The 7730-nt window shown below is 38.7% G+C and carries 10 protein-coding genes; 2 read left to right on the top strand and 8 right to left on the bottom strand.

The window, feature by feature from the left end:
* Nucleotides 1–304: 304 nt before the first annotated feature.
* From QAS77_RS08890 to QAS77_RS08875, 4 genes are all read right to left on the bottom strand, one after another.
* The gene (locus QAS77_RS08890) at nt 305–799 is read right to left on the bottom strand and encodes a hypothetical protein (RefSeq protein WP_305065029.1); all 495 of its coding nucleotides are present in this window, start codon (nt 797–799) and stop codon (nt 305–307) included.
* Complete coding sequence (locus QAS77_RS08885; RefSeq protein ID WP_305065027.1) at nt 787–1233, bottom strand: hypothetical protein; 447 nt, start codon at nt 1231–1233, stop codon at nt 787–789. Before QAS77_RS08885 ends, QAS77_RS08890 begins: the two co-directional genes overlap by 13 nt.
* A 252-nt stretch (nt 1234–1485) precedes the next feature.
* Nucleotides 1486–1920: a terminase large subunit gene (locus QAS77_RS08880; RefSeq protein WP_305065026.1), complete on the bottom strand. Its 435-nt coding sequence runs from the start codon at nt 1918–1920 to the stop codon at nt 1486–1488.
* Between the two features lie 367 nt (nt 1921–2287).
* The gene (locus QAS77_RS08875; RefSeq protein ID WP_305065024.1) at nt 2288–2581 is read right to left on the bottom strand and encodes a hypothetical protein; all 294 of its coding nucleotides are present in this window, start codon (nt 2579–2581) and stop codon (nt 2288–2290) included.
* Nucleotides 2582–2821: 240 nt separating this feature from the next.
* Here QAS77_RS08875 and QAS77_RS08870 point away from each other — a divergent pair, with 240 nt between their 5' ends.
* Nucleotides 2822–4798: a PAS domain-containing hybrid sensor histidine kinase/response regulator gene (locus tag QAS77_RS08870; RefSeq protein WP_305065023.1), complete on the top strand. Its 1977-nt coding sequence runs from the start codon at nt 2822–2824 to the stop codon at nt 4796–4798.
* A 369-nt stretch (nt 4799–5167) separates the two neighbouring features.
* Here QAS77_RS08870 and QAS77_RS08865 read toward each other — a convergent pair whose 3' ends face one another.
* From QAS77_RS08865 to QAS77_RS08855, 3 genes are all read right to left on the bottom strand, one after another.
* On the bottom strand, nt 5168–5431 hold the full coding sequence (locus tag QAS77_RS08865) for a tyrosine-type recombinase/integrase (RefSeq protein WP_305065022.1): 264 nt from the start codon (nt 5429–5431) through the stop codon (nt 5168–5170).
* Nucleotides 5432–5443: 12 nt separating this feature from the next.
* Complete coding sequence (locus QAS77_RS08860) at nt 5444–5668, bottom strand: hypothetical protein (protein ID WP_305065021.1); 225 nt, start codon at nt 5666–5668, stop codon at nt 5444–5446.
* Between the two features lie 151 nt (nt 5669–5819).
* The gene (locus tag QAS77_RS08855; protein ID WP_305065019.1) at nt 5820–5993 is read right to left on the bottom strand and encodes a hypothetical protein; all 174 of its coding nucleotides are present in this window, start codon (nt 5991–5993) and stop codon (nt 5820–5822) included.
* A gap of 495 nt (nt 5994–6488) precedes the next feature.
* Here QAS77_RS08855 and QAS77_RS08850 point away from each other — a divergent pair, with 495 nt between their 5' ends.
* On the top strand, nt 6489–6746 hold the full coding sequence (locus QAS77_RS08850; RefSeq protein ID WP_250868613.1) for a hypothetical protein: 258 nt from the start codon (nt 6489–6491) through the stop codon (nt 6744–6746).
* Nucleotides 6747–6846: 100 nt separating this feature from the next.
* On the opposite strand, the gene QAS77_RS08845 is transcribed toward QAS77_RS08850, so the two are convergent.
* A complete protein-coding gene (locus QAS77_RS08845) occupies nt 6847–7245 on the bottom strand; it encodes a hypothetical protein (RefSeq protein WP_250868614.1) in 399 nt (132 codons plus the stop codon).
* Nucleotides 7246–7730 lie beyond the last annotated feature (485 nt).

Genomic DNA, 7730 nt, shown 5'->3' with positions numbered 1-7730 from the left:
ATTGAATACATATCAAATGCAAATGCATTGTTTGCAGCTACAAGATCATATTTTTCAACGGACTCAATATCTATGATTTCCTCTTCAGTTACAATTGAATTTTCAACACATCCCACTGAAAACAATAAAAATGTACTCAATATGAGTGCAAAAATAATTTTTGATTTATGCATATTTCTAATAAAAGTAACTGCTATATAGCATTTTTTAATTTAGATTAAACCATAATATACATATATAGTAGTGAAAAAGTTATTCAACAAGTAATTGTTAACAAAAAGAAGGTAGAGGGAAGAATCCCTCTTTAAATTCTATTGTCAAACAGTGTAGCATAAGGTTCCTTAACCACAGTAACCTGGTCAAACCAGAACTGTATGACTACATCATGAGTCTCGTTATCAGTGTACTGGTTGAAGTTGAACCCAAAGTTTGGAACACTGCGAGTTGTCTTCCTGCCATCAACAATAGTTGGATAGCTGATTTTCTGAGTAGAATAGCGTGGACTATTGTTGTAGTAGATGGTACCTGCAGGATTGTTCTTGTCAAGTGCCAGAACATACCCTTCATCGATTCCTGACATCAGCTTGTGAACACCTGAACCAACCACAGGAATGTCAATGGTATCACCTTTGATGGTCGGTGTACCATAGATCTCCTTCTGCTTGGTACCATCAATATCTGCAGATGTGAGATATCCTTTCAACTCATACCCGTTAGTCTTGTTGACGAAGATGTCAGTCATCCTATACGGATATCCTTCACGCTCCATCTGTTCTTCAAGTTTGATCAGATCATCCACAGGTGTTGCAGATGCTGCATTGCTCCATACTGCTGCAGGTGTCTAATTGGGAGTTGTTGCTGCAGTCCTGAGACATCGCCAATGATATTGTTGTGAGCTTCAGCAAGCCAGAATGCAACCTTATTGTAGGCACGCTTGATCTCGTCCACACCATCAGTGAAGTCAACTGCATCCTCATCGATACGGATAGCAAACCCTTCTTTGTTCAGAAGGCCTGACTTCATTTCCATTGGAGTGATGTCAAGGTAGGTCCACGCAGCACTTGGTGTTCTGGTACGTGGCTTCTTTTTCTTGGAATCAGTTGATGCACTCACCTTTTCCTGCTTGTAGGATATTGCACGTGCATCTGCTTTGACCTTTGGAAGCATCTCAAGGAACGGAAGCAGAGGTTCCATGATCTTGAATACTTCACCGACTACGAACTCTTTTCTCAAAAATTTTTCATTTTGACCGGATACCTGTGTAATTTTAATCACCTCTTAATACGTACATAAATAGGTGACTAGATTCGGAGTATAAAAAGGAAAGTTGAAATATTATGTGTGCGTACAAAAAAACATGGAGAGAATTATAGAACTTTTTATAATAGCCCTTGCCGTCTTTTCAATAATATTTAGCATAATACTAATATTTATCTTAATAGCATTTTTTGGGAATGAAATCATACCTTTTGCTAGCCATATAAATTAAATTCTCAACCCACCACTCATACCAAATCCACCAGTAAACCGAGGCATAGGTTTCCTAACAGGCCTGTGCAATCCCATCACGCCGTAACGAAGAGCACCCATTGCGTGATCGTCAATCTTGATTGGCTCTTCTTTTACTTCTTTTCCAGATTGAGATTCAGGATATCTGTACCGTTCCATTTCCCAGATTGTCTTCTTGCACTCATCAGAGAGTTTCATGGTCTTAACAGAAGCATTTACAGCTGCAATGCCAGGAACTTTAGCGTTGTTCGCTTTGGTTGCAGGAATACCATTTCGAGTCATTGTATCGATGAGATCTGGACTTGATGGATCACAGAAGAAGTGTGAAACTTTCCATCTTGCCTGCAAGACCTTGGCAGAGTTTACGAGATCCTCAGGAGTCATCTGCTTACGGTAGATCTCATCAAGCACACAGAGTGATCCATCCGCTTTCTGACCAACTGCAAGGAGTACTGTGGGATTGGTCTATCCAAAGTCAACACCTGCAACAACGGTCTCGAACTCTTCCTTCTTGATCAATTCAGACGCTATGACGTTCTCAAACCGGTTAAAGTCAGGATACACAAGACCTTCAAATGCGACAAACTGTCCTTCAAGTTCCTGCAGTGCAAATGTTCCGGAATAGGATCCTTCGAGGGATGAAAGATAATCCTCAGGAAGATGAGCATTGTCTCGAGTCTTGGCATGAACTATTTCATATTCCTGATTCTCAGCCAGGACAAACTTGTCATAGATCCAGTTGAATCCCTTTGGAGTGCCTGTCAGGAATCCACAGCGTTCATACTTCGGCTGTCTGAGTCTCCCCCCTCATGATAACCCACGTTTCGGGTTTACAGTCAGCAGCCTCATCCATCCAGAACCACGTGATTGTAGGACCTCTCAACCGGTCAGGCTTGTCAGCAGATCTGAACAGGATCTCCGAACCGTTGACAAGCTTCAGTGTGTACGTGCTCTTGTTCCAGCTACTGATGATCTCCGGAGGACAGATGCTGAAGAATGTTCGCATCGTCGCATCCCCGAGCATCGGGAAGATCGGTGCGATGATTACACCAAGTGAGCCAGCTTTAGGCAAATATTGGTGCTTCAGTTATTGCCATGTATCAGTGACTAGAAGTGGAGTATAAAAAGGAAAGTTGAAACGAAACGGTTTTATACCAAATCGAAATATACTAATGGATTAAAATAAATATATTTTAGAACCCATGCCAAGAACAGATTTAGTATAGTGTAATATATCGCAAAAACACACGGTTAGCAGGGAAGAAAATGAGATGCAACATTGGATATAAACCACTTAAATGGTGGTTTTGCCATGAATAATATAGAATTTATCCATACAAATTTACCACATGCGGAAGGTAACAAAATTGTGAGTAAGGCGGCTAAGGCTACCACTTTTTCGAGTTTGCTTTTCAACAGTGTTCCCATTAATATACTAGTTGTCAATCAGGAAATAAGGATTGTAGATACCAATCATAATGCAATTATTGAATTTAAAACAGAAAGGGAACAAATCATAGGACTTTTCTGCGGTGAACTATTTGGATGCGTCAACTCCTTTAAAGAGAAAGGGTGTGGGAAAAATGATGAATGTTCAGCATGTGTACTCCGTAATTCTGTAATATACACTTTTCAGACTAATGAAATTGTACGCAAGAAAGAGGTTGAATTGAAAATTAAAACCAATGATGGTTTTTCAAAAAAGTATCTGCGTATTTCGACAACATTGATACAACAAAACAATGAACCAATGGTTTTGCTCACTGCTGATGATATTACAGAACAGAAGCTGTCTGAAAAGGTACTAAAAAAAAGTGAAATTAAGTATAAAGAGTTGGCGGATTCCTTGCCTCAAGCGGTTTTTGAAACTGATTTGCAAGGAAATTTAATATTCGTCAACCGTCATGCATTTGATATGTTTGGTTTTATGCAGGGAGACTTCGACAAAGGTATAAATGTTTTCCAGACACTAATGCCCGAAGATTCGGAAAGAGCTAAACTGGATTTTGAGAGGGTCGTGTGTGGAGAAGGTCGAGAGTCTAACGAATACACTGCTCTGAGAAAAGATGACAGTACATTTCCTATCATCATATATGCAAGCAGAATTGTTTACAATAATAAAACAATAGGCATTAGAGGAATCCTCGTAGACATCACCGAACGCAAGGAAGCAGATAGGGCATTGAGAGAAAGTGAAGAGAAATTCAGAACAATATTTGAAAACGCCAGTGATGCAATTTATGTAACTGGCCTTGATGGCCAATTCCTGGAAGTCAATCAGGTGGCTTGCGATCAACTTGGGTACAGCCGAAGTGAACTTCTTCAGATGGGGGCAGAGGATATCGATTCTTTTGATGATGCAGCACAGGTCGAGGCTCGAATCAATCAGATACTTCGGGATGGCCATATCATCTTCGAGACAGCTCAGGTTCGAAAAGATGGTTCCATTATGCCGGCAGACGTTAGTTCTCGAATTATTGATTATATGGGGAAAAAAGCTCTTTTGGGTATAACACGAGACATTACCAAACACAAGCAAGCAGAAGAAACAATGCTCAATGCCAAACTTACTGCGGAAGCTGTCAACCGGGCCAAGACTGAATTTGTGGCAAATATGAGCCATGAACTGAGGACGCCTTTAAACTCGATCATCGGATTCTCGGATATACTTTGCAGTGAAAATCAGGGCTCTTTGAATGAATATCAGAAGAAATACACATCTAATGTTCTTGCAAATGGAAAGCATCTTTTGAATATCATCAACGAGATATTGGATTTTTCAAAGGTAGAAAGCGGAAAGATGGAGTTGAATATAGAAGAAATCATTTTGACCAAAGTTATTGAGGAAATAGAGACTTCTATAATACCTTTATCTTCAAATAAAAATATTGAACTTACTTTCAATATGGATGTCAGAAAGCCTATTATAAAAGCAGACATGATGAAATTCAAGCAGATTCTTTACAACCTCGTGAGTAATGCCATTAAGTTCACAGATCAAGGAGGGTCAGTGACAATCGGAGGACAAATATCAGAGGACCTTGTGCATATTTCTGTAAAGGACAGTGGCATCGGTATTTCACCAAAGGATCAGGCTAAATTGTTCGACCCTTTCTTTCAGGTGGATTCTTCGACTACCAGAGAGTATGGGGGTACTGGTCTTGGCCTTACACTTGTAAAAAAGTTTGTAGAAATGCATCATGGTAATATTTGGATTGAAAGTGAAATTGGAAAAGGAAGTACGTTCACATTTATAATTCCAACTGATCCTGAAAACACATCATTTTGATTAATTTCAATTCGAATGTAACTGCTTCAGTAGACAGCATTTGTATTTTATAAGAGTTTGAATCACTACTAATACTTCCAAGAGTCGATGTTGTACATCTCATGTATTTCACTGCAACTGACCCAACAAATCCCTTCCAAACTCAAACTTTACCAACGCTTCGATCAACTTCGGTGTTACTTTTCATGAACCTGCACGTGCTCAAGAGCTTCGTGATTGAGCACTAGGGAACATTGACTGCAGAATTTATCGTCCGGACGAAGAACATTGTTGCAACGTGGGCAGTTATCTAGAGTAACATGACGACAATCATCTTTCTTCAAACCATATTTTTCGTAGATATTATCGTTGATCTCTTGGTCAGTATAGTTAGCATAGATACGTAACATCTGTGCTGATCCTCGGGACCAACCAGCACCTATGCTTGATCTCCTGCTCGTTGAGGCCATCGAGTATCCAATTGGTGACAGCTAAATGTCTGAAGCTGTGTGGGTTTACCGGTTTCTTGATGCTTGCTCTTTTTGAAATATTCTTGAAGTTCACCCGAATACTTTTGTAGCTCATAGCTTGTATGTTATTATCAAGTGTTACCCACAGTGGTGCATCCGGTTCATTCTTTTGGGATTCCGCCAAGTCCCGGATTGATTAGTTCGGAGGTATTCCACAGGCCACCTTCATATGGACCTGCACGGATGTATGACGAAAGATGACGGCACCGAATCCTTTGTGGTTGGTGTGTCGAGTGAGTTCCATCAGTTTACAAAACGATTTTCCAGAGCCGGTGGTGCCTCCATATAGTACGATATCAGCAGTTGATTCCAGGAACTGGTGTTGCGGACCGGGTTGTGCTCTGATTTCAATCATTGACATGATCCTCTTCGACTATTCGATATGGAAATCTTTTTATAGATGCATAATGTTTATGTGGATTTAGCGAGTTCTTTAAGGGCATTACCCCCCACCCCAAAACTTATTTTTTGCTCTTTTAGAACTCATCTAAAACTTCTTTTTCTTCATAACTTTATGTCCTTATTCCAATCATTGTCATGTTCCTCTTCAGTTGTTCATTGCAGATAGGTATATATGCAAAAAAATGACAGTTTCTATTATTGAGTTCTTCAAGGACAGTTGCCAATTCATGCTCCACTTCCGAATTCTTGTCCTTTTTGAACTCACTCATCACCTTCCTTTTCACGCCCATCCCCTTACTCGCATCTGAATAATAGTTCCCTCCTTTTGTTCGAATAATAGTTAAGGAAATAAATATCTCTTAAAATAATTAAACATCTTACCGTAATTGATTTTAACTTACAGGACAATACTTTGCCTGGGTGTGGAAGTCGTATGATATGAAGCGAGCTTGGGGCTTATGGGGCGAGAGTTCACTTTAATGTGTATTCTCTGATTAAAGGCTCCTATACCCATTATTAAAATGATCTTTGACCTTTTTCATCTGACATGGATGCATAGTGTGGCTCATGTGGGTCACTTCATACCCCTCAGAATCAATCTCAATACTATCTACTGAGTTTTAATGTGTAAACAGTTGCCAGCCATGGAGTACAAGTCAAGTCAGGCTTATATCGAACATATAGAGGCCTATAAAGATAATTTTATTTAATAAATATAATAAGGACTCTGTAGGGACTCTGTCTAAACCGCTATAAAATGAATAAAGGAAATCTGATATATGAAACGTTCAACACTACTGGAAAAGCAGATACATTCTAAATTAAATGAAATTTTAGAACCACTTGGCTCGACCCGTTATTTTGTAGAGGTAAAACCAAGGGGGCATCAATTTAGCGCAAAGATCTGGGTTGAAGCGAATATCCTGAATGAAATTGCAGAGGATCCTGAAAAGCTCACATCTATCTCGGATACCATTATAGAAGTTGAAAAGGAACTCAAAACGAAGATCTTTGAAAGTCTGAAACCCCTTTTATGATATTTTTGATCTTTATGTTTCTCTCTGTGTCAGTTAAAAATGTGTTTACTCTTCATGGGGTGTTAGAAGTATAAAATGGAGTTAAAAAAGAGATTTCTCATTAAAAGGAGATACTGTTTATAGTTGGTGTGAAATGTTCAAATGAATTGCAGACCTTTAGAGCATACTCGATCTTGTTTCTCTTCCGAGATCCCTTGGTAAATGATTCATCATGCTGAAGTTCTGCGAAAATGGATCTCCATTGAATAAGTATCAGCAATGCTAAGAGTAATTTGCCAGGAGATGTTTTGTCAGTAAACCAGCCGATCAATTCTAGCGCATATGCTGCAAATAGAATACCTATAACAATTTCGTATGAAATACCAATATAGCTCAAAAATCCCCCAATAATTACTCCATAAAGCGTAAGGGATACCACAAGTGAGATCTTTATCCAGAGTAAATTCCAAAATGATACTTTGGCACGATTTCCAGTTTCCCTATCGATTATGTAGTACATGTTATATCGACATCCTTTCATTGTTATATTTTGTTAATAGTATCTTATATAGAAACATATTTCCGATTGTTTATCAAGTTAACTGTATTGATCCTCATCAACAATATCACCATCATCGTCCGCAGGAACAGGAATTGGCCCCATGTCCTTGATTTTAACAATCTCGAAGCGTGAATCCTATGAATTATTTGGTAAATGGTCCTTGATCATATTCATTACAAATATTACAAAGAACATTAAAAGAACAACTGGGTGAACAATACTGTGAAGAATTGTAGTAAACAATTCATTTTCAAACTCACAAAAATGAATGACATGATCGATCGTAAAGAAACATCCAAGCATAAGAATGACAAGTAATGAATCGAGTAATATGGCAAAAGCCATCTCGATATGCACATTCAGTAAGCTTCGGAACCTTACCATCTTAACACCGTGTTTTGTTATACATATTAAATTAGATTGACTTTTTATATAAGTTTTTT

This window comes from Methanococcoides sp., assembly GCF_030594565.1.
Classification (GTDB): domain Archaea; phylum Halobacteriota; class Methanosarcinia; order Methanosarcinales; family Methanosarcinaceae; genus Methanococcoides; species Methanococcoides seepicolus.
This window is presented reverse-complemented; position numbering and strand designations above follow the sequence as displayed.